This is a genomic window from Aequoribacter sp. (assembly GCF_965659035.1).
In the GTDB taxonomy this organism is placed as follows: domain Bacteria; phylum Pseudomonadota; class Gammaproteobacteria; order Pseudomonadales; family Halieaceae; genus Aequoribacter.
Map to the genome: position 1 here is coordinate 17,329 of NZ_CBFHWH010000016.1, position 21,151 is coordinate 38,479.

Here is a 21,151-nt window from a genome sequence, read left to right on the forward strand (position 1 = left end):
AAAAGCAAAAAAGGACCTCACGCGAACATGTACTTCACATCCTCTAGCCTTTACACTGCGCGGCGGCCTTTCGAACTCAACCATCGGATCAGTTTACACCAAAGGGCGGAGATACACGCATGAAAAAACGCATTGCTGCCTTATTGGACGCCCTGGCGCAAGACCCCAAGGCGCGCAAGCTATTGCGCTTCCAACGCGGCATTGAAAAAGAAGCGCTTCGCATTGATCCAAATGGCCTACTCGCGCAAACGGCCCACCCCAAGACTCTGGGTTCACCGCTCACTCATGCTTCAATCACAACCGACTACAGTGAGGCTTTGCTGGAATTCATAACCCCAGTATCTGATTCGACCGAGCAGACTCTGCAGCAACTTCACGACATACATCGCTATGTGTATGACCAACTTGGTGACGAGCTCCTATGGACTGCGAGCATGCCCTGCGCACTAACGGCAGACAGCGACATCCCCGTCGCTCAGTATGGCAGCTCCAACTCAGCTCGCCTTAAGACAGTGTACCGCTATGGCTTAGGGCATCGGTATGGACGCCGCATGCAAACCATTGCGGGTATACACTACAACTTCTCGTTGCCCGAGAGCTTTTGGCCATGGCTACAGTCCTACACCCACAATACCCAAGACGTAAACGACTTTAGAACCGAGCGCTATCTTGGGTTAATTCGTAACTTCCAACGCTGGTCATGGCTGTTGGTCTATTTATTCGGCGCCTCTCCAGCGGTGTGTTCGACCTTTTTAAAAGGTCGCAAAAATCACGGCTTAGAACCCACCGATGCAGAGCACAACAGCTATCACCTGCCTTACGCGACTTCTTTGAGAATGGGCGGTTTGGGTTATAACAGCGACACGCAAAAATCGCTACAGGTCTGCTATAACCAGTTAGACACCTACGTCGATACGCTTCGGGCGGCCATCGTTGAACCGCATCCAGCCTACGGCGACATACCGAAGATACTCGACGGCGAGTACCAACAGCTCAGCGATTGCTTACTGCAAATCGAAAACGAATTTTACAGCCCCATTCGCCCGAAACGAGTCTCTCGCAGCGGAGAACCCTCTCTCCACGCACTTGCTCTGGGCGGCATCGAGTACATCGAGGTCCGCTGCATCGACCTCAACCCATTTTTACCGACCGGTATCGATGCACCGCAAATTCGATTTCTAGACTTGTTTTTACTGTACTGCTTACTTAAAGATAGCCCGCAATGTACCTTCGAAGAGCAAACTCGGTTGGCGGACAACTTTAGCCGAGTAGTTACTCGGGGACGCGAACCCGGCCTAGAGTTGAACACTCCCTCTGAGCGAATATCGCTTAAAGATTGGGGCCTCAACATCATGACCGAACTTGAGGACTTTGCCGCAACGCTGGACAGCCTAATCGAGCCCGGCTACAGCGAGGCCCTCGAGATACAACGTCAAAAACTGCTCGATCACGAACTCACACCCTCGGCGCAAGTCAGTCAGCGCGTGCAGCAAGGAAGCTTTTTTAATGCGGCGCTCAATCAAGCGCGCAACATCAAGACCGAGTTTTTAGCTCAACCTTTGGAAGAATCGATACGGCAGAAGTTTGAGGCGGAAGCCGCGCAGAGCCTGAGGGAACAAGCGGCGATCGAAGCGGCCGATGAAATCTCCTTTGAGGAGTTTTTACAACGCTTCCTAGACCAGTATCGATTAGAGTCTCTGCACCCTAAACAGCGAGACTAGTCTTTAACTCTTGCAACAACCCAGTCCAAAAGGTGGCACTGGGGTCAGCAATCGCCACAAAATGTGGGCTCATCAAGGTATCGCGACTATTGTACGCCAAAGGCTGACCATTGAGCGCCCAGACTTGCCCTCCAGCGCCTTCGACTAGAGCTTGGCCGGCGCCCGTATCCCACTCACAGCAAGGCGAAAAACGCGGGTAAATATCGCCGCGCCCCTCGGCTAACTGGCAAAATTTTAAGGCACTGCCACTGTCTAAACGCTGCAACTCAGGCGTAGCACTACGCAAATACGACAAAGTGGCTTGCAAGTGTTTATTGCGATGCCGTATCGCCGACAACACCGTAATCTGGGCGCTGGACTGCAGCACACGGCAGCGAATACTCTGTTTGCTCGCAAGATCGGCACCAAGCGTGAGCTTATACGCGCCGTAATGTTCACCCCCAAACCAGACCGTATCAAGGCAAGGGGCCGCAATAAAGCCGAGCACCGGTCGATGCTCACGAATCAATGCAATATTTATTGTGAATTCACCGGTTCTGTTCAGGAATTCTCGCGTGCCATCTAAGGGGTCGACTAACCAATAATCGCGCCATTGTCGCCGCATTTGTTTCACGTCGGTGTCTGACTCCTCAGACAAGACGGGAATCTCAGGAAAGATTTGGCGCAGCCCTTGGCAAATAAGCCTGTGAGCCATCAAATCGGCTTCAGTCAGCGGCGTAGAGTCCTTCTTGTTTTGATACTCAGCGGCAGCGTTGGAACGGTAATGCTTCAGTATCGCGAGGCTCGCCGTATTCAGAAGCTCGAGTATTTGGCTTACCTCGCTGTTCGCGAGTCGGGTTTCGGCAAGATCTTTTGTCATACGGGTAGTGTATCATGGCACACCCCAACAACTTGATAATAGAGCGCTTTAAATATGCTAGATTGGACGGCGGTGGATACAGTCTTACTCGACATGGACGGGACTCTACTCGACCTAGCTTACGATAATCACTTTTGGCTAGAGCACATACCCAAGGTCTTCGCCGAGACAAGGGGTATTGGGCTCGATGAAGCAAAGGGCCAACTGCACGCAAAAATGAGCGCAACCCAGGGGACACTAGAATGGTACTGTATTGACCACTGGACCGACACCTTGGGCTTTGATGTGCATGAGCATGTGCGCAGCACAGCTCACCAATCCCGTGCAAGACCTCAGGTCTTCGAGTTCTTGGACTTCTTAAAGGCGCAAGGTAAACGGATTTTTCTGGTGACGAATGCGCATCAAGTCGTGCTCGATTCCAAACTTGCGAATATTGATCTCAGGCCTTATTTCAATCACCTGGTGACCTCACATCAGTTTCAAGCCCCGAAAGAATCGCAAGCGTTCTGGCACAGTTTCGCAAGTGCCTATCCTTTTAACCCTGAACGGACAGTACTCATCGATGATAACGAAACCGTCTTGAGCGCGGCCAAGCAGTTTGGCATCGAATACCTCATTACCTTGAAGCAGCCCGATTCGAGATACACCATCAAAACGGATACTCTGCACCAAGCCATACATCACTTTGACGAGCTCTTCGCCTAACGTTTGAGAACGGTAAAACTTGCTAAATGCTCATGTGACAATTAGCACAATTCGCTCTAGTCTTAGCATCTCAGCACGAGGATTGCGACATGTCGAAGATCAATGAACTTATCAGCGCCATTGAGGCCGCTCCAAAAGGACCAAAAACTGCGGCCCTATTCGATTTTGACGGCACCATTATCTACGGCTATTCCGCTTTTCATTTTCTTCGCGCTCAGGTGATGAAAGGTGATTTAGACATCAAAGATCTCATGAGCACCCTGCAGGCGATGACCCAATTTGGTTTCGGTAATATTGACTTCGCCAGCCTCATCGCTCTGACCGCTCAGTTCATGGCCGGCTACTCTAAAACAGACTACGACACCTTCGCCCAAACCGTGTACGACAAACACATTGGTCGCTTGGTGTACCCTGAAGCACGCCAACTTATCGATGCCCACAAAGCCGCCGGGCACACCATTGCTATTGTCTCTTCAGCGACCCGTTTTCAAGTTGAGCCCGCTGCACGAGATCTCGGCATCGATCACGTTTACTGCACTGAGCTTGCGGTAGACAATGATACGTTCACCGGCGAAATCGATGGACCACCCTGCTTTGGTATGGGTAAGGTTGATGCTGCCAAAGCACTGTTAAAACAAACCAAAGGCCGTTTAGCCAACACATTTTTTTACTCTGACAGCACCGACGACAGTGACCTGTTGCTTGCCAGTGGACACCCGGTGGCACTAAACCCTTCCAGAGCTCTGCGCGAAATGGCACGCGAGAATCATTGGGCTCAAGCATCATTTGACAGCAGAGGCACCCCAACGCTCAGCCAATTTATTCGTTCACTGGCGGCCACAACCAGCGTCGTATCTGCCTTTGCCGCAGGCATTCCCGTATTTGCTTTGACAGGCTCTATGCGCCAGAGCCGAAATTTCTCATACGCGCTGTTCGCGGAAACAGCGAGCGCCCTGGTCGGTCTAGAGCTTGATGTCAAAGGCGAGGCAAATATCTGGAAACAGCGGCCCGCGGTATTTATTTTTAACCACCAAAGCAAGACCGACGTGATTATCGCCGCCAAACTGGTGCGGCAAGACATGGCCGGGGTGGGCAAGCAAGAGATTAAAAAGCTCCCCATCATCGGCAAAGTGATGGAGTGGGGGGGCGTGGTTATGATCGACCGCAAAAATGCCGAGTCGGCTATTGCTGCCATGAAACCCTTGGTGGATGTGATGCAAAATGAGGGCAAATCGGTGGTATTGGCGCCAGAGGGCACGCGCTCGACAACTCGCAAATTGGGTGCCTTCAAAAAAGGCGCGTTTCACTTAGCCATGCAAGCGGGTGTTCCGATCGTACCCATTGTGATTCACAACGCAAGCGATATCGCCCCCAAAGGCGATTTTGTGTTCAGACCTGGCAAAGTGAGAGTAGAAGTGCTCGAGCCCATTGAGACAAAACATTGGCGCCTGGAAGACCTAGACCAACACGTGAACGATGTGCGCCAATTGTATTTGGAAGCACTGGGTCAAGCCGAGCCATCAGCGGCCAAGAGCAATACGCCCGCCGCACAGACCAAAGCACGCAAACCGCGCGCCACCAAAACGCGAAACTCACTTGCCAAATCCAGCGCAAGAGGTGTAAAAACAAGCAATAACTCCAATAACTAGCGGCATACTATGGCATTGACCCAACAAGCGGAAGAAACGAATCCATGGCCTAGTGCACACAATGGCCCCGTCTTTTTTATTATGGATGCACGCAACCGCTTCGAGCGCAGGCAACTGATAGAATGGCTTAACTATCACAACACACAAGGCCGAACTCCAGAAAATTGCGCACTGGTTTTGATGGACAAACAACTGGTTGTAAAAACGGAGATCGCCGACAGCATACAAGCACAACCCGATGATACGCTTATCGTGCCCATTCGAATTGCATGGCGGCCTTCGGCTAAAGCCATTGCCTCGGGCCCCAGATTGCGCGACTTAGTATTTGGCGACCCGCGACGCCCAAGAGCCGCCAGAGGTAAGCGCATCCTGCGCAACAAACCGCAACGCGCGACGTTTTTAACTGGGCAGCCCGATACGGTGGCTAACCTACGCGAACGCTTTATTAAACTTGCCGACCACGACCCCGACGCACAGGCAGCATTCGCTGAATTCGTTGCACGGCAAGCCGCCCTGGTTTTAGATATTGCTGAACGAAAGCAGCAAGGTGGGCGCTACAAAGTACCCCGTTTTATCGCGGCCAATCTGCGCAATCGCCGTCGTTTTAAACAATCCTTGCGCGAAGTCGCCGCCGAAACGGGACGCTCCGTCAGCAGTACGGCCCGCGAAGCCGACACCTACATGAAGGAGATGATTTCCAACCCTTCAACTTTCTGGTTAGATTTTTATGCCAAATTTAATCAGTACTGTTTGGGTCTCGCCTACGAAGATGATGTCGTTGTGAGTCAAACCGAAATCGAGACCTTACGCGCCCAAGTACGCGACCACCCCTCTATTTTGCTGTGGACTCATAAAACCTACTTAGATGGTATGGTGGTGCCAAAAGTGCTGTACGAAAACGATTTCCCCATGCCGCACATGTTTGGGGGGGCAAACCTAAGTTTCGCAGGGATTGGCTTTTTATTGCGCCGCGCTGGCGGAATTTTTATTCGCCGAAGCTTCCAAGATAACCCGGTTTACAAAATGGTATTGCGCCAGTACATCGGTTACTTGATGGAAAAACGCTTTCCCATGAACTGGTCTTTCGAAGGGACTCGCTCACGCGTTGGTAAACTCATGCCACCGCGCTATGGTCTTTTGAAGTACGTTCTTGAAGCGTGTCACGCGACCGATGCAAAAAATATTCACATCACACCTGTATCAATTAGCTACGATCTAATACGCGACGTGGAAGAGTACGCGACTGAGCAAGCAGGCCGCGTAAAAAAAGCAGAATCCCTGATGTGGTTTATCGGCTATGTAAAAAGCCTCGCTAGGCCCATGGGTCGAGTGTACATGAACGTCGGCAAACCCGTCGTCCTAGAAAGTGCTCCAGATCCGGACGACAAACTGGCACTCGCCAAAATCGCGTTCGAAGTTGCCGTAGAGGCCAACAAGGTTACCCCCATAACCTTCCCCGCTTTGATTTCTCTGTGCCTTTTGGGTGTCGCCCCGCGGGCCCTCACAGAAGCCGAGGTTGTGAAAGAACTCGAAAGGCTTGTGGCGTGGGCTCACCAGCGTCAGATCTTTATGTCAGACGATCTACAAAAAGACATCAGCTCCAATCTAGAAGGTGTGCTGGGCCTCATGATTTCAGAGCGAATTATCACGCGCTACGACGCGGGACCAGAAACCGTGTACGGTATCGAGCAAAATCAACACGCTATCGCCAGCTACTACCGCAACAGCATCATTCACTTTTTTGTGCATCAAGCCATTATCGAACTGGCGGTCATGAAAATTCGAGAACTGAGCGGTACCGATGCGGTGACCGCTTTTTGGCACGAAGTCGAATCGTTGCGCGACACATTCAAGTTTGAATTCTTTTATTCTCCAACCGAGCTGTTCCGCGCCGAAATCGAAGACGAATTAAATCGCCATTTTCCAGATGCCCTCAATCAACTGGAGCGTGCCCACATCCAAGGCGATGACATACTGCGCGCGATCAAACCTTTGGTCGCACACCAAACGCTGTTGATCTTTACCGAAGCTTATAGCGTTGTCGCCGACTTGGCATGCCAACTCAATGAACAAGACCTCGACAGCAAAGCCTTTACCGAACAGGCGCTGAAGCTAGGCAAGCAGGCGTATTTACAGCGCCGAATCAGCAGTGAATCTTCGATTGCAAAGCTATTATTTCAAAATGGCTATCAACTGTTAGAGCATAAGGGCCTGCATCAACATACAAGCTCAGAAACTGGCGAGCAACGGCGCGCCTTAGCGATACAGATCCGTGATATCCTTCGCCGCTTGGAGGCCATTAAAGCAATGGCTCTGACACAGACACTACAATAAGAGTAAAAGTATGGATTTAAATGTAGCAGTTCTTGGAGGTGGATCTTGGGGTACAACCGTTGCCCACCTAGTGTCGCGCAACACCCACGTTACCCTCTGGGCTCGCAACCCCAAAACTGTAACAGAGATTAATAACTTTCATACCAATAGCACCTATTTACCGGGTGCTAACTTATCACCCAAACTCACAGCAGATAGCGATATCCACAAGGTGGTGCAAAACGCCGACGTGGTGGTTATGGCCGTTCCGTCGCAGCATTTCAGAAGTGTCTTAAACGAAGTTGCCGGTTGCATTCGCGCTTGGGTACCCGTAGTAAGCCTGACCAAGGGCTTAGAGCACGGCACACAAAAACGCATGACGGAAATCATTCATGAAGTTTTACCCGGGCACCCTGCAGGCGTTTTAACCGGCCCGAACCTCGCGCGCGAAATCATGGCCGGACAGGCGGCCGCCAGCGTTCTGGCCATGGAAGACCCTATCATCATGCGTTCGCTTCAAAACGTTTTCAGTAGCGGCTTGTTCCGATGTTATACCAACCCTGACGTGATTGGTTGCGAGCTGGGTGGTGTGCTAAAAAATGTCATCGCGATCGCAGTGGGGATGGGCGATGGCCTGGGTGCAGGCGACAACACACGTTCCGCTCTGATCACTCGAGGCTTAGCTGAAATTACCCGTCTCGGTGTTGCTCTTGGCGGGCAAGCAGAAACCTTCGCGGGCTTAGCGGGTATGGGCGATATGATTGCAACCTGTACCAGCGATCAAAGCCGTAATCGCACCGTCGGAATGCAATTAGCCAAGGGCAAGACAGTGCAAGAAATCACCGATAGCATGTTCATGGTAGCCGAAGGCTTAAAAAGCGCTCCCGTGGTTCTCGAAATCGCAGCCCAAAAAGATATCGAAATGCCAATCGTATCCGACGTCTACCGTGTCATCATGGGTGAGAGCTCACCATCGCGAATATTTAAAGGTTTACTGCGCGTTACAGCGGGCGCAGAATCCGAGCCCGGTTAGTACAGACACAGGAATTGTGGCCATGCGTTTTTTGGTTATTGTCTCGGCGCTGCTCTTAGGCGCTTGCTCCACCAGCCCAACAGGTCGTTCGCAGTTTATGATCATCTCGCCTCAATCGGCGATTGTGCAATCGCAAAAAGCCTACGCCGATACTCTGAAGCAACTAGAGAGCAAGGAGCAGCTTTCGTCTGATCACCGTCTAGCCGACCGAGTACAGCGTATTACAGGACGTCTAGTGAGTACCGCACACGATCACTATCACTCAAGCCGCACGTGGGACTGGAGCGTCGCCTTGATTGACGACCCCGAAATGGTCAATGCGTGGTGTATGGCTGGTGGCCGCATGGCGGTTTATACCGGCTTATTCGAACAGCTTAAACTCACCGACGATGAGTTCGCTCAAATCATGGGCCACGAAATTGCCCACGCTCTAGCCAACCATACCGCCGAGCAAATGTCTCGGGCCGTGGCCATGCAAATTGGCTTGAGTGCTGTCAACGTAGCGAGCGATGGTAATAGCGCGGCTAACCAAGGGGCGCAGCTGGCGGCGGTTCTCGCACTACAACTCCCCAACAGCCGCACGGCCGAGTCAGAAGCAGATACGATAGGCCTTGAACTGGCGACACTTGCGGGATACGACCCACAAGCTGCCGTCACACTTTGGCGCAAAATGGGAGATCTGAGCGACAAACGTCCGCCCGAATTTTTAAGCACGCACCCCGATCCCACGACGCGACTGAGTGCGCTTAGAGATCATGCAAACGAGGTCGCTGGCCTCAATCCAAAGCAAATTAAGGCTCCAATTTACCCTGTGAACATCGTCTATCAAAAGGACGCAGTAAAATGAAGAAATCCTCAAAATTACTCGCCGCAACCGTTTTGACTAGCGCTTTTATTTCGGCCTGCTCAGATCCCGTTGCAACAACCACCCAAGCTAATTCGATCAGCTTGCAGGACTACCCGATAACGCAAAAAACTCCCGTCAGCGATGTGTACTTTGACACAGAGGTTATCGACCCCTATCGCTGGCTTGAGGACGACCGCAGCGAAGAAACTGGCGCCTGGGTCAAAGCTCAGAACCAAGTGACCCAGGCTTACTTGCAGCAACTGCCAGGTCGAGACCGCCTGCGCGACCGCCTGACTCGCCTGATGGATTACGAACGAGAAAGTGCACCTTTTATCGAAGGCGACTACACCTACTTTTACCGCAATGACGGGCTACAAAACCAATCGGTAGTTTATCGAATCAAAAACGGATCGACGGAAGAAGAAATCTTCTTAGACCCTAACACCTTCAGTGACGACGGCACGGTATCGATGTCTTCACTGCGCTTTTCAGACGACGGCTCTATGGCGGCGTATCAGCTGTCCGAGGGCGGTAGCGATTGGCGCACCATTCAAATTATTGATACCGCAACCAGGGAACCCGTTGACGAGGTCATTCGTAACGTCAAATTCAGTGGTATAAGCTGGCGCGGCAACGAGGGAATTTACTTTAGCCGTTACGACCAACCTGATGGCAGCGAGCTATCGGCTAAAACTGACCACCACAAACTCTACTATCACGCAATTGGCACACCCACCTCGCAGGACATCTTGGTATTTGGGGCCGACGCAGATCAAAAATATCGCTACGTTTCAGGCAGTGTCAGCGAAGACAATCGCTACTTAGCCATTTATGCAGCCAACACAACCTCGGGTAACGAGCTCTTCCTTCAAGACCTCAGTGCTGAGACTCAGGCGCTCATCACGATATTGGATCACGAGGGGTCGGATACCTCGCTGGTACACACCGAGGGCGATACGCTGTTTTTTCAAACGAATCTAGACGCCCCCAATACCAAACTTGCGCGAGCGACACTCAGCAATCCAACGCCTGATGCCTGGATTGACGTAATACCTGAAACCGCCAATGTATTAGACCTAAGCACGGGTGGCGGCTATTTCTTCGCGCACTACATGGTGGATGCGATATCCGATATCACGCAGTACAACACCGCAGGTGAAAAAGTACGCACGATTGACCTACCCGGCCCAGGTACAGCTTCCGGTCTATCGGGTAAGGTAGCGGCCGATACGCTGTATTACACTTTCACCAACTATAAAACGCCATCGACCCTGTACAGCCTCGATCCCGTCTCGGGCGAGACCGCAGTGTACCGCGCATCCAAAGCGCAATTTGCCAGCGGCGACTACGAGTCAAAGCAAGTGTTTTATACCTCAAAAGATGGCACTCGCGTGCCGATGATTATTACCCACAAAAAGGGGCTGGCTTTGAATGGGGAAAACCCAGCCATGCTCTACGGCTACGGGGGGTTTAATATTAGTCTTACGCCCAGCTTTTCATCCACCATTGCCGCTTGGCTGGAGGAAGGCGGCATCTACGCCGTGGCTAACATGCGTGGGGGCGGCGAATACGGCAAGGCGTGGCACCTCGCCGGCACCAAGCTACAAAAGCAAAACGTCTTTGATGACTTCATTGCAGCTGGACACTATTTGGTGGAGCAAGGCTATACCAGCCACAGCAAACTCGCAATTCGAGGGGGGTCTAACGGCGGTTTATTGGTGGGCGCAGTCATGACCCAACAACCCGACTTTGCCGCCGTTGCACTTCCCGCTGTAGGCGTCATGGATATGTTGCGTTACCACACATTCACGGCAGGAGCGGGCTGGGCCTACGACTACGGTACCGCCAACGACTCTGCCGAGATGTTTCAGTACCTTCTCGGTTACTCGCCAGTTCACAATGTCAGAGCGGGTGTGCACTACCCTGCGACACTCGTGACGACCGCCGATCACGACGATCGGGTGGTACCTGCACACTCATTCAAATTCGCGGCGCAGCTGCAAGATAAGCAAGCCGGCGACGCGCCTGTACTCATTCGAATTGAAACCGATGCGGGCCATGGTGCTGGAACACCGACATCAAAAATCATCGATCAGTACGTGGATATTTTTGCCTTCACTCTTTACCATCTAGAACAGAAGTAACCGGTGCTGCTGGGGTGCGAACCTGCACCTCAGCAATTTCACTGGCAAAGGTATTTGCCAAAAACTCTCTCGCAACGCCTTGTTTCTGAGCGTCACTTGAGAGCGTCATTTCAAAAAAAGCGCCAACCGCAACTTGGGTAATCCACTGCTGCTGAACAACGTTCATCGCATCATTCGGCACTGGATCCTCGCACAAAACCGGTTGATCTTGTTGATCGATACCGATGCTCTCGTCACCCAGCAAATCGTACCAGGGCTCGTCTAAATCACCCTGGGTATTGCGCAGCACAGCCCAACAGCCAATGACATCAACGTTATCCAAGAATCGAAATGCGGCGGTGGGACCTGAAAAAGCCGTGTGCGCGCCACCCTCAATACTCATTAGCCAGGCATTAGGCGCCTTGGTTTGAAAGGGCGCCGCATTGGCTTCATAGGGAACTAACACATCGTAGGTGCCGCCAATCATCATGAAGGGTAGCGACCGTGAGGTGAAAAACCGATCGGTAAACAGCGAGCTAGGGCCTGCGATCGAGATCGCCGCGTCGACTCTTGGATCGCCCATCGCAGGATGGTAGGCCAATAAAGTCGAGGTGAAACCTCCAAGAGATACACCCATCACCCCGATCCGCTCGGGATCGATGAGTCCGCTCAGAGTATCGCCATGTCGCTGTGATCTTTCCAGTAGCACATCGATCAGGAACGACACGTCAGCCGGTTGGTTCACTACGTCTTTTACGAAAGGGCCCCCTTCGGCGTACATGTTAGTCAAAGGGAAATCCACCATGGCCACCACAAAACCGAGGCCTGCCAGATAACGCCCTAAGTATTCCCCTCCTTTGTGAGAAGACGAAAATCCATGGCTGTAAATCACAAGGGGAAATGGCTTTCGTGGCGGGGCGTCTAGATTAGGGGAAAACACCAAACCCGTAAATTCACGCCCCGCTTTCGCCGGCACGTCTTTATTGGCTTGCGTGCTCCTTGAATCGTCGCGCAAAGCAATAGACTCACTGCGGATAGCGTAGTGATGCAAAGCCGCTCGCTGATCGGTCATCGAACCTTCAGGGAAGCCTTGAGGCGCGTAAACAACGCTCATACCCATCAAGCCTAGAGCGACCACAAGCAGTATAAAAAAGCTGATTTTTAGGGCTTTCATGGAGCCTCCAACACGAAAAAGTAAAAGCGCATTGTCGACCAAGCCTAATCGCTCGCGCAAGTCATGGCAGCGATGCTTCTAAAAAATGGCCGCCCCCGCATGACAAACAAATTTCATCCGCTTAGCTGCCCGACTCGTATAGCTCAAAAATATTTGAGTACTTAATCATGCCCTATTGGCGAGCGCGCTTAATTCAGCTGAACAATACCACTGTGGGTAACGCCTTAGCGTTTAATGGTTTTTGGGCACTCGCCTGTGTCGGCCAAGACGCTGCTCTGCCCTTCACCATCGCGGCGCTCGCTCTTCTAGTCCTCGCCACACCGGACCTAGGAAAAACCAGTTTACTCGCAGCAAGAGTTGCCACCATTGGTATATTGGTTGATATTGTTTTAACGCGCAGTGAAATCTTTGTCTTCCCAAACCATACTTTTGTGCCGCTGTGGCTGGCGCTTTTGTGGTTTGGCTTTAGCACAACCCTGGTGCGCAGCCTTAAATTTTTAAATCGCCATCTGCTGTTGGCCGCCTTATTTGGAGCGATCGGGGGGCCTAGCAGCTACTTTGCTGGATATCGCTTCGGTGCGGTAGAATTTGGCTATGAGCTTATCCCCACGCTGCTGCTGTTGGCAGCGATCTGGGCCTGCTTACTTCCTTTGTTCTTTACGCTTGCAAGGCAACTGTATAATGAAGACCTCGCTCAAGTTAGTGCTCACACTTAGCCTGCTATGGTGCACACCGCTTTTTGCTTTTCCAAACGCTGAAAAATTTGACCCGAACACTTGGCTTGAGGTCGGGCGGGCGCGCTTATCCGTCCTTTTTTTCGATGTGTACGACTCCCGGTTGAAGACACCCTCGGGCCATTACGAAGGCTACCAAGAACCGGTGGCGCTTGAAATCCATTACCTTCGCGATATCAAAGGTTCCGCCTTAGTTACGCAAACGGTGAAAGAATGGGATTCTCTGGGGCTCTCACCTGAAACCTACGAGCCCTACTTAAAGCCACTTGAATCCTTGCTCCCTGACGTCAAAAAAGGGGATTCATTAACCTTTATCGTTTTACCCGGAGGGTCAAATACGTTTTACTACAATGGCCAAACGCTAGGAGGGTTAGACGACCCGACGTTCGGTCAGCATTTTTTGAATATCTGGCTATCGCCCAACACCAGCCGCCCAGAGCTTAGGGCACAATTACTAGGATCAGACGCATGCGAAACTTTGGCCTGTTAATTTTATGCCTCTGGCTTAGCGCCTGTACAGGAGTGCCTGAGGGTGTTATTGCGATTAATAATTTTGACCAAAGCCGTTACCTCGGCCAGTGGTACGAAGTCGCCCGAATTGAAAATCGCTTTGAAAAGGGGCTGCACAGCGTAACCGCGACTTATACGGCGCGCGATGACGGCGGCATAAATGTTATCAACCAAGGTTACTCCGCGGCTGAGCAGAGTTGGCAAAAAGCCGAGGGCAAAGCCTATTTCGTTGGTTCGCCTGACACCGCGCACCTGAAAGTTTCCTTTTTTGGTCCCTTTTATGCGTCTTATGTTGTGTTCAAGCTTGATCCCGACTATCGCTACGCCTTCGTCACGGGCAATACCAAAGAGTATTTGTGGTTATTATCCCGCACCCCCACGGTGAGCGACCAAGTAAAACAAGCGTTTTTAGACGATGCCGAAGCGCTTGGGTATCAGCTTAATCAGTTAGTGTGGGTCGACCAACAAATACCCAAAGCAGTTCAGTCAAATCCGAATTTGTGACAGATTAGGCTTCGCACCCAGAGCAACATTACGGTACGATTCGTGCACGTAGTCTAAGACGCAAAAAAGAGGAAGGCCTCAGTGGTACAGTCGATGATTCGAGCGCTCATTGCAGTATATTTAATTAGCCTTACGGCGTGTATGGGCGGTGAGTCCAAAGTAGAACAAGGCAACCGCGAAGGTGTGCTTCATTACGGGAATGGCTCCGAACCCCAAGGCCTCGATCCACATGTCGTTACCGGCGTACCTGAAAACAAAATTATTAGGACGCTGTTTGAGGGTCTCGCCGTCAAAAACCCTTATACGCTTGAGCCAGAGCCCGGTGTTGCCCAAAGCTGGGATATTAGTGATGACGGCAAACAAATCACTTTCCACATCAATCCTAAAGCGCGCTGGTCGAATGGCGACCCAGTAACGGCTCATGATTACGTCTGGTCATGGCGCCGCGCGCTTGATCCCAACATGGGCAACCAATATGCCTATATGCTTTATCCCCTGCTGAACGCCGAGGCCTACGCAACGGGCAAACTTGATGACGCCGAGCAACTTGGCGTGCAAGCAGCGGACGATCAGACGCTGGTGGTGACTCTGAACGCACCCACCCCCTACTTCATACAGCTTATGGACCACTACTCGACCTTTGCGGTACATCCTGACACCGTCAGCAAGTTTGGTGGTGCGACCGACCGCTTTACCCCGTGGACGCGGGTCGGCAACATGGTCAGTAACGGCCCCTTTGTTTTGACCGAATGGAAATTAAACCGCTACATCCGCGTCGAGAAGAATCCACTCTACTGGAATGCCGAAAACGTCAAACTCAATGCGGTGATGTTCTATCCTACCGAGAACCTCACCAGCGAAGAGCGCATGTTCAGAGCCGGTCAACTGCACTACACCAACGAAGTCCCCTTGGATAAAATCCCTGTTTACAAGGCCATGGACAACTCGCCTTTTGTGCAGGCCCCCTATTTAGGCACTTACTATTACTTGCTGAACACCCAAAAGGCACCAATGAACGATGTACGCGTTCGCAAAGCGCTCTCTATGGCCGTAGATCGCGACACGCTCGTCAGCACGGTACTACAAAACGCCTATGTCCCCGCATACTCAATCACACCGCCAGATACTCTGGGGTACTTCCCGCCCAAGACCTTTGGCTATGACCCAGAGCAAGCGCGTCAACTCTTGACTGAAGCGGGCTACCCCAATGGCGAAAACTGGCCGGGGTTGGAACTTACCTACAACACCAGCGAAAACCATCGCAAAGTCGCTGTTGCCATCCAACAAATGTGGAAAGACGTCCTGAATATTGACGTATCGCTTGCCAATCAAGAATGGAAAGTTTATCTCGACTCGGTCAACCAAATGAACTTCCAAGTCGCGCGCCGAGGCTGGATTGGCGACTACGTCGATGCCAACAACTTCTTGGATCTATTTATCACCGAAGGCGGAAATAACAACACGGGTTACAGCGACCCGAAATACGACGAGATTATCTTGCGCGAAGCGCCAAACGCAGCAACGCGCGAAGAACGATATGCTCTGTTCCGCCAAGCCGAAACCATGCTGATGGAGGAAATGCCCATCATCCCCATCTACACCTACACCAGCAAACATTTGATACACCCAAGCGTCAAAGGCATGCCCTCTAACTTAATGGACTCGCTGAACATTCGCTACGTTTGGCTCGATCCAAACGAAACCCTCAAGGCAGAATAATCATGTGGCGTTTTATTTTCGGTCGATTGTTGCAAGCCGTCCCCGTTATTTTTGTTGTCATTACGGCTACCTTTTTCTTAGTCCGCGCAGCGCCTGGTGGGCCTTTTGATGCAGAAAAAGCGGTCATCCCAGAAGTTAAAGCTGCGCTCGAGCGACAGTACCGCCTTGATCTTCCCTTACACGAGCAATATTTCGCCTACCTAGGTGATTTAATGCAGGGTGATCTTGGTCCCTCATTTAAATACCCCGGACGCAGCATTAACGAACTCATCGAATCAGGTCTGCCGGTAACCGCAGAACTGGGCGCTTACGCTCTGCTGATTGCACTCATCATCGGTGGCCTCTCGGGCATATTGGCGGCACTGCGTCCTAATACTCTGCAAGACTACATCCCGATGTCTCTTGCGATGATTGGTATTTGTATGCCCACATTCTTGTTGGGGCCCTTGCTAGTACTACTGTTCGGCATTGAGCTCGACTGGCTCCCCGTATCGGGCTGGGGCGACATCCCTGGCGACAAACTGATGCCCAGCATTACTTTAGGCGCCGCCTATGCTGCCTATGTGGCTCGTCTATCGCGCGCCGGAATGCTGGAAGTACTCAGCCAAGACTACATTCGCACCGCGCGAGCAAAAGGGCTACCCGAGTGGCAGGTCGTCATAAAGCACGGGCTTCGGGGTGGCATGCTGCCTGTCGTCGCGTTTTTAGGCCCCGCATTTGCGGGCTTATTAGCGGGCTCCTTCGTGGTGGAAACGATTTTCCAAATCCCAGGGCTCGGCCGATTCTACGTGCAAGCAGCTTTCAACCGTGACTACACCATGATCTTGGGAACAACTGTATTTTTATCAACACTGATTGTTCTGTTTAACTTACTGTCCGACATCGTAGCGGCGTGGCTCAACCCTCGGCTACGCGCGCAATTAAGCGAATAATTTATGACCGACATGACTCTACAAGCCGAAAAAGGCACATCCTTGTGGGAAGACGCATGGCGTCGACTCAAAAAGAATAAGCTGGCGCTGTTTGGCCTTGGGCTTCTTAGCAGCTTCGTGCTAATTGCGCTGTTGACCCCCTGGATAGCGCCCTACGCCTACGATGCCCAAAATTTGGACTTAGGCGCAACGCCACCCTCTGCAGCGCATTGGCTTGGCACCGATATCTTTGGAAGAGATTTACTTACTCAGATCATGTACGGCGGCCGTATCTCGCTTGCCGTTGGGTTTGTGGCTACCGCGGTAGCCTTATTGATCGGAGTCACTTGGGGCGCTATTGCCGGTTATGTCGGTGGCCGCGTTGACGCAGTAATGATGCGTATTGTGGATATCCTTTATGCTCTGCCCTTCATGATTTTCATCGTGTTACTGATGGTTGTCTTCGGTCGCAACTTGCTCCTGCTATTCTTGGCCATTGGCGCCGTTGAGTGGTTGACTATGGCTCGCATCATGCGTGGTCAGGTGCAAACCCTACGCAAGCAAGAGTTTGTGGAAGCGGCGATCTCCTTAGGTTTAGCGCCTGCTACGATTATTCGTCGCCACTTAATTCCCAATGCGCTAGGCCCTATCATTGTGTACACCACCCTGACGATCCCAAGCGTTATGCTGCTAGAAGCCTTTTTAAGCTTTTTAGGCTTGGGCATTCAGCCACCCAAAACCTCATGGGGCCTGCTGATATCGTACGGTGCGGAGACCATGGAAGAATATCCGTGGCTACTGATCTTTCCCGGCATGGCGCTCACCCTAACCCTATTCGCACTAAATTTTTTGGGCGACGGCTTGCGTGATGCGCTCGACGTGCGTCGTTCTGCAGATTAAGGAGCACCCATGAGTTTATTATCCGTGTCTAATCTGCGAGTCGATTTTAATACCCGTAACGGCCATACCATCGCCGTTAACGACATCAGCTTTGCCGTCGAAAAAGGCCAAATCACCGCTATCATTGGCGAGTCAGGCTCGGGCAAATCGGTGGCTTGTTACAGCTTACTAGGGCTATTGCCGCAACCACCAGCCAGTGTTGAATCGGGCCAAGCGCTTTTCGAAGGGCAAGATTTACTGCAGATGTCTGAGTCCGAGCTTCGAGCCATACGGGGTCGTGACATCGCTATGATTTTCCAAGACCCAATGACCTGCCTAAATCCCTTTATGACCATTGGTGATCAGCTTATCGAGCCTCTGGTCTACCACAAAGATTTGAGCAAAAAAGACGCCCTGAATCGAGCCAAGGAGCTCTTAGTCGAGGTCGGTATTCGCGACCCCGATACCACCATCAACAATTATCCCCATGAGTTTTCGGGCGGTATGCGCCAGCGGGTAATGATTGCGATGGCGCTAATTAATGAACCCAAGTTACTCATCGCTGACGAACCAACGACTGCCTTGGACGTAACCATTCAAGCTCAGATTCTCAAGCTCATTGCCGAACTTCAAACCAAACGCGACATTGGCGTGATTTTTATTAGCCATGACCTCGCGGTGGTCGCTGACATTGCCGACCAAATTATCGTAATGGAGAAGGGCCACCTAGTCGAACGCGGGGATCGAGAAGCCATCTTCAAGCATGCGCAACATCCCTATACACAGAAACTGTTAGCAGCAATCCCCAGCAGTACCAAGCAAAGTAGCAGTCAAGTGCTCGAGCCTTTGGTGCAGGTCAAAAATTTAAAAACGTATTTCGAAACCCCCTCACAGACAGTTAAGGCGGTCGATGACGTCAGCTTTGAAATTAACAAAGGCGAAATTCTCGGGCTAGTTGGTGAATCGGGCTCAGGTAAATCCACGATTGGCCGCTCAATACTCAGACTACTGCCCATAACCGAAGGCACCGTCAATTTCGCTGGAACCGATGTGACTGCCCTAGACAAAGACGGGCTAAAAAGTATGCGCCGGCGCATGCAGATGATCTTTCAAGATCCGTATGCCTCACTCAACCCACGCATGAGCGTTTACGACACGCTGGCCGAGCCGTTGCTCCTGCACAACATTGAATCGCGCAAGACTGTAGAGCAAGCCGTGTTAAAGCTAATGGATGATGTCGGCCTAGCCCGCGCTTTTATACGCAAGTATCCGCACGAATTCTCTGGGGGCCAAAGGCAGCGTATCGCTATTGGTCGAGCGCTTGCGACTAAACCCGACTTTATTGTGGCAGACGAGCCAGTATCTGCATTGGATGTCACCATCCAAGCGCAAATTCTGGATTTGATGCTGGAATTGGGGCAACAGTATGGGCTAACAATGCTATTCGTATCGCATGACCTTGCGGTGGTCAGGCACATTGCGGATCGAATTATTGTGTTATACCACGGCAAAATTGTAGAGCAAGGTAGTAGCGAAACTTTGTTTATCAACCCCCAGCAGAACTACACCAAAACTCTACTCCAATCGATACCGGGGCAGTCTTTACTGGCAAGTTAAACGAATAGGGAGGGCGCTTAGCTCAAGTTTTTAGCCCCACGCCCCAGGGCTTATCGGGGTTAGCCAGCCACTCCTCGAAATCGCCGATCGACATCGGTGTGGCGATATAGAAGCCTTGCGCATAATCGCAGCCGAGTTCTTGAAGGGTTTGCAGAGTTGTAGCCTCCTCAACGCCCTCAGCGACCACTACCTTATCCAGCGCATGCGCCATTGCAATGGTCGACTCCACAATAATTCGGTCGTCGGCTTCATCTGACAAACGCTGGATAAACGCCTTGTCGATTTTAACGGCTCTGGCGGGTATTCGACGCAAATAAGAAAGCGAAGCAAACCCGGTACCAAAGTCGTCAATGGCTATCATCGCACCCATCTTATCCAAGCGCTGCAAGCTCTCGAGTGCTTTATTGGGGTCAGTCATCATACTGGTTTCGGTGACTTCTAAGGTCAAAGCACCGGGCTCTAAGTTCAGCCTGTCAAGCACATTGCGCAGTTGCGCCGTAACGTTCAAGTCTTGTATATCCGAAATCGATAAATTGATGCTGACATCTAAGTTGAGTCCGCGCATACGCCACACGCGCAACTGTCGAGCAGCTTGATCCATGGTCCAGCGAGTCACCTGACGAATCAGGCCGCTCATCTCCGCGAGGCGCATAAATTCGTCTGGGTTTAACAGGCCTAGATCCGGATGGTGCCAGCGCAACAGTGCTTCGACACTGCTAACGCACTGAGTTTGCATATTAATAATGGGCTGATAGAACAACTCGAGCTCATCACGAGCCAGTGCCAGCTGAAGATTTTTGTTCATCATTAACCGCTGGGTCGCATTGTCATCACTGGCGGGGTCATAAAGTGCAACGTTCGACCCTGCCTTGGCTTTGGCCGCGTAGAGGGCGGTATCTGCCATACGTAAGAGCTCACCACCATCATCGGCGTGCAGAGGGAACATCGCGAGCCCCATGCTAATGCCGATACTAATCTCGTGCTCTTCAACGCAAAAGTAATCGTCGGTGGCGGAAATCAGTTTTTCGGCAACCTCTTCGGCGCCTACGCGAGTTGTTGCGGGCAGCACAAACGCGAATTCGTCTCCCCCCCAGCGGGCCACAAAGTCACCTCTGCGCAGCACTTTTTTGAAGCGTTGCGCCAATTCTTCTAACACCCCATCACCAACAAAATGCCCCAAGGTATCGTTGACACCCTTGAACCCATTAAGATCCGCCACCAAGACCGCAAAATGGTGTGATTCGTCTCGAGCACGAGCCAAGATTTTGCTCATCTCTGTTCGAAAGGCAACGCGATTGGGCAGGCCGGTTAAGTCATCATGCAACGCATTGTAGTTGGCCACCTTACCAAACGAAATCAAACCATCAATCGATTCCAGCGAATGCCGGCTTAACAACAAGCCAAAAAAACTTCCGCCCAACATGATCAGCGAGGACAAAATGTCGTGTACACTGAATCCACGCCAATACAGATCAATACCAAACGCAATATAGGCGCCAATAAACAAAAGCGTCGCGGCAAAAAGGAATTGCCATCCCCGCGAGCGTTCGTTACGTTTAAACACAATGAGGCCAATGGTATGCGCCGTACCCGCCATTGCGATAATGCTAAGAACAATGATGCCGACGACTACGGCTGTTATTGTCGCTTGATCTGTCATCGTGCTACCGCGGATCCTTCAAGAAGCCGTTGGGAATAAAAACGCTCACCTTGATTGGCAATGAGCGCATTAGAGTAAACAAGATGCTAACAGTAGCATAAACCCGTTGTTTGTCACGGGTACAACAGAGGTTTAATCACATGAGTGATACAGAAAATGTTCATTACCAGGGCTTGAGCTATCCTTTCGGACG

General features: G+C 51.6%; 17 protein-coding genes. 14 read left to right on the plus strand and 3 right to left on the minus strand.

The annotated features are described in order from the left end of the window. The first annotated feature begins 119 nt into the window (after window positions 1-119). Entirely contained in the window at window positions 120-1,721 is a 1,602-nt protein-coding gene (gshA, locus tag ACTF5Z_RS04500) for a glutamate--cysteine ligase (RefSeq protein ID WP_438984661.1), read from the plus strand. Here the strand turns inward: gshA and cysQ are convergent. Further along, window positions 1,705-2,580, minus strand: a complete 876-nt coding sequence (cysQ, locus tag ACTF5Z_RS04505; RefSeq protein WP_438984662.1) for a 3'(2'),5'-bisphosphate nucleotidase CysQ — start codon at window positions 2,578-2,580, stop codon at window positions 1,705-1,707. The genes gshA and cysQ overlap by 17 nt on opposite strands. Window positions 2,581-2,634: 54 nt before the next feature. On the opposite strand from cysQ, the gene yrfG reads away from it, so the two are divergent. The 6 genes from yrfG to ACTF5Z_RS04535 all read left to right on the plus strand — a co-directional run bounded on the left by yrfG (window position 2,635) and on the right by ACTF5Z_RS04535 (window position 11,271). Further along, window positions 2,635-3,285, plus strand: a complete 651-nt coding sequence (gene yrfG / locus ACTF5Z_RS04510; protein ID WP_438984663.1) for a GMP/IMP nucleotidase — start codon at window positions 2,635-2,637, stop codon at window positions 3,283-3,285. A gap of 89 nt (window positions 3,286-3,374) precedes the next feature. Further along, a complete protein-coding gene (locus ACTF5Z_RS04515) occupies window positions 3,375-4,934 on the plus strand; it encodes an HAD-IB family hydrolase (protein ID WP_438984664.1) in 1,560 nt (519 codons plus the stop codon). A 9-nt stretch (window positions 4,935-4,943) separates the two neighbouring features. After that, window positions 4,944-7,268, plus strand: coding sequence for a glycerol-3-phosphate 1-O-acyltransferase (locus ACTF5Z_RS04520; RefSeq protein ID WP_438984665.1), 2,325 nt, complete (start codon window positions 4,944-4,946; stop codon window positions 7,266-7,268). 10 nt (window positions 7,269-7,278) lie between these two features. Next, window positions 7,279-8,280, plus strand: a complete 1,002-nt coding sequence (locus ACTF5Z_RS04525; protein ID WP_423849366.1) for an NAD(P)H-dependent glycerol-3-phosphate dehydrogenase — start codon at window positions 7,279-7,281, stop codon at window positions 8,278-8,280. Window positions 8,281-8,302: 22 nt separating this feature from the next. After that, window positions 8,303-9,127 (plus strand): M48 family metallopeptidase, encoded by an 825-nt coding sequence (locus tag ACTF5Z_RS04530; RefSeq protein ID WP_423849365.1) that lies wholly within the window; start codon window positions 8,303-8,305, stop codon window positions 9,125-9,127. Next, entirely contained in the window at window positions 9,124-11,271 is a 2,148-nt protein-coding gene (locus ACTF5Z_RS04535; RefSeq protein WP_438984666.1) for a prolyl oligopeptidase family serine peptidase, read from the plus strand. Before ACTF5Z_RS04530 ends, ACTF5Z_RS04535 begins: the two co-directional genes overlap by 4 nt. Here ACTF5Z_RS04535 and ACTF5Z_RS04540 read toward each other — a convergent pair. Further along, a complete protein-coding gene (locus ACTF5Z_RS04540; protein WP_438984667.1) occupies window positions 11,243-12,424 on the minus strand; it encodes an alpha/beta hydrolase family protein in 1,182 nt (393 codons plus the stop codon). The two genes, ACTF5Z_RS04535 and ACTF5Z_RS04540, sit on opposite strands and share 29 nt — an antisense overlap. 167 nt (window positions 12,425-12,591) lie before the next feature. On the opposite strand from ACTF5Z_RS04540, the gene ACTF5Z_RS04545 reads away from it, so the two are divergent. From ACTF5Z_RS04545 to ACTF5Z_RS04575, 7 genes are all read left to right on the plus strand, one after another. Then, a complete protein-coding gene (locus tag ACTF5Z_RS04545; RefSeq protein ID WP_438984668.1) occupies window positions 12,592-13,140 on the plus strand; it encodes a DUF2878 domain-containing protein in 549 nt (182 codons plus the stop codon). A gap of 121 nt (window positions 13,141-13,261) precedes the next feature. After that, window positions 13,262-13,648 (plus strand): chalcone isomerase family protein, encoded by a 387-nt coding sequence (locus tag ACTF5Z_RS04550; protein ID WP_438984669.1) that lies wholly within the window; start codon window positions 13,262-13,264, stop codon window positions 13,646-13,648. Further along, on the plus strand, window positions 13,627-14,172 hold the full coding sequence (locus ACTF5Z_RS04555) for a lipocalin family protein (protein ID WP_438984670.1): 546 nt from the start codon (window positions 13,627-13,629) through the stop codon (window positions 14,170-14,172). The genes ACTF5Z_RS04550 and ACTF5Z_RS04555 overlap by 22 nt, the downstream gene beginning before the upstream one ends. Window positions 14,173-14,265: 93 nt before the next feature. Continuing rightward, the gene (locus tag ACTF5Z_RS04560; protein WP_438984674.1) at window positions 14,266-15,891 is read left to right on the plus strand and encodes a peptide ABC transporter substrate-binding protein; all 1,626 of its coding nucleotides are present in this window, start codon (window positions 14,266-14,268) and stop codon (window positions 15,889-15,891) included. Window positions 15,892-15,893: 2 nt separating this feature from the next. Then, the gene (locus ACTF5Z_RS04565; RefSeq protein WP_438984671.1) at window positions 15,894-16,823 is read left to right on the plus strand and encodes an ABC transporter permease; all 930 of its coding nucleotides are present in this window, start codon (window positions 15,894-15,896) and stop codon (window positions 16,821-16,823) included. Between the two features lie 3 nt (window positions 16,824-16,826). Next, window positions 16,827-17,702: an ABC transporter permease gene (locus tag ACTF5Z_RS04570; protein WP_009576965.1), complete on the plus strand. Its 876-nt coding sequence runs from the start codon at window positions 16,827-16,829 to the stop codon at window positions 17,700-17,702. Between the two features lie 9 nt (window positions 17,703-17,711). Continuing rightward, window positions 17,712-19,298 (plus strand): ABC transporter ATP-binding protein, encoded by a 1,587-nt coding sequence (locus ACTF5Z_RS04575; protein ID WP_438984672.1) that lies wholly within the window; start codon window positions 17,712-17,714, stop codon window positions 19,296-19,298. 22 nt (window positions 19,299-19,320) lie between these two features. Here the strand turns inward: ACTF5Z_RS04575 and ACTF5Z_RS04580 are convergent, their stop codons facing one another. Continuing rightward, window positions 19,321-20,958 (minus strand): putative bifunctional diguanylate cyclase/phosphodiesterase, encoded by a 1,638-nt coding sequence (locus ACTF5Z_RS04580; RefSeq protein ID WP_438984673.1) that lies wholly within the window; start codon window positions 20,956-20,958, stop codon window positions 19,321-19,323. Window positions 20,959-21,151 lie beyond the last annotated feature (193 nt).